This is a genomic window from Acinetobacter geminorum (assembly GCF_013009345.1).
Taxonomy (GTDB): Bacteria; Pseudomonadota; Gammaproteobacteria; order Pseudomonadales; family Moraxellaceae; genus Acinetobacter; species Acinetobacter geminorum.
In genome coordinates, this window is sequence record NZ_JABELE010000043.1 from 1 (window position 1) to 2054 (window position 2054).

A 2054-nucleotide genomic window follows, 5' to 3' on the forward strand; every position below is an offset into this window, starting at 1 on the left:
TATCCGGCAGTGAACAATGGTGACGGCACCTGGACGCTTGCAGACAATACACTGCCTGCGTTAACTGATGGTCCACATACCATTACCGTGACGGCAACAGATGCTGCAGGTAATGCGGGTACCGATACAGCAGTGGTGACGATTGATACCACAGCACCAAATGCACCAGTGCTTGACCCAATCAATGCTACTGACCCGGTGAGCGGTACAGCAGAAGCGGGTTCAACCGTGACGGTGAGCTTCCCTGATGGCACCACTGCAACAGTCGTGGCAGGCACAGACGGAACATGGTCAGTACCAAACCCGGGTAACCTGGTGGATGGCGATACAGTAACGGCAACAGCGACTGACCCTGCAGGCAATACTTCATTGCCAGGTACAGGCACAGTGTCTGCAGACATCACACCGCCGGTGGTTGCACTGGATGATGTACTCACGAACGACAGCACACCAGCACTCACTGGTACAGTGAATGATCCGACAGCTACTGTGGTTGTGAACGTGGATGGTGTTGACTATCCGGCAGTGAACAATGGTGACGGCACCTGGACGCTTGCAGACAATACACTGCCTGCGTTAACTGATGGTCCACACACCATTACCGTGACGGCAACAGATGCAGCAGGCAATGCGGGTACCGATACAGCAGTGGTGACGATTGATACCACAGCACCAAATGCACCAGTGCTTGACCCAATCAATGCTACTGACCCGGTGAGCGGTACAGCAGAAGCGGGTTCAACCGTGACGGTGAGCTTCCCTGATGGCACCACCGCAACAGTCGTGGCAGGCACAGACGGAACATGGTCAGTACCAAACCCGGGTAACCTGGTGGATGGCGATACAGTAACGGCAACAGCCACTGACCCTGCAGGCAATACTTCATTGCCAGGTACAGGCACAGTCTCTGCAGACATCACACCGCCGGTGGTTGCACTGGATGATGTGTTGACTAACGACAGCACACCAGCACTCACCGGTACAGTGAACGATCCGACAGCTACTGTGGTTGTGAACGTGGATGGTGTTGATTATCCTGCAGTGAACAATGGTGACGGCACCTGGACGCTTGCAGACAATACACTGCCTGCGTTAACTGATGGTCCACATACCATTACCGTGACGGCAACAGATGCAGCAGGCAATGCGGGTACCGATACAGCAGTGGTGACGATTGATACCACAGCACCAAATGCACCAGTGCTTGACCCAATCAATGCTACTGACCCGGTGAGCGGTACAGCAGAAGCGGGTTCAACCGTGACGGTGAGCTTCCCTGATGGCACCACCGCAACAGTCGTGGCAGGCACAGACGGAACATGGTCAGTACCAAACCCGGGTAACCTGGTGGATGGCGATACAGTAACGGCAACAGCGACTGACCCTGCAGGCAATACTTCATTGCCAGGTACAGGCACAGTCTCTGCAGACATCACACCGCCGGTGGTTGCACTGGATGATGTGTTGACTAACGACAGCACACCAGCACTCACCGGTACAGTGAACGATCCGACAGCAACTGTGGTTGTGAACGTGGATGGTGTTGACTATCCGGCAGTGAACAACGGTGACGGCACCTGGACGCTTGCAGACAATACACTGTCTGCGTTAACTGATGGTCCACATACCATTACCGTGACGGCAACTGATGCTGCAGGTAATGCGGGTACCGATACGGCAGTAGTGACCATTGATACCACCGCACCAGTAGTTACTTTCCCAGATGTATCGACGAACGATACAACGCCTGCATTGACCGGTACGATCGATGATCCTACTGCGACTGTGGTGGTGACTGTGGATGGTGTTGACTATCCGGCAGTGAACAACGGTGACGGCACTTGGACGCTTGCAGACAATACACTGCCTGCGTTAACTGATGGTCCACATACCATTACCGTGACGGCAACAGATGCAGCAGGTAATGCGGGTACCGATACGGCAGTAGTGACCATTGATACCACCGCACCAGTAGTTACTTTCCCAGATGTATCGACGAACGATACAACGCCTGCATTGACCGGTATGATCGATGATCCTACTGCGACTGTGGT

Annotated in this window: 1 pseudogene; it reads left to right on the forward strand. The window is 54.1% G+C overall.

From position 1 onward, the window contains the following. Positions 1-9 precede the first annotated feature (9 nt). Positions 10-2054, forward strand: a pseudogene (locus tag HJG58_RS18560) (Ig-like domain-containing protein); the annotation flags it as partial.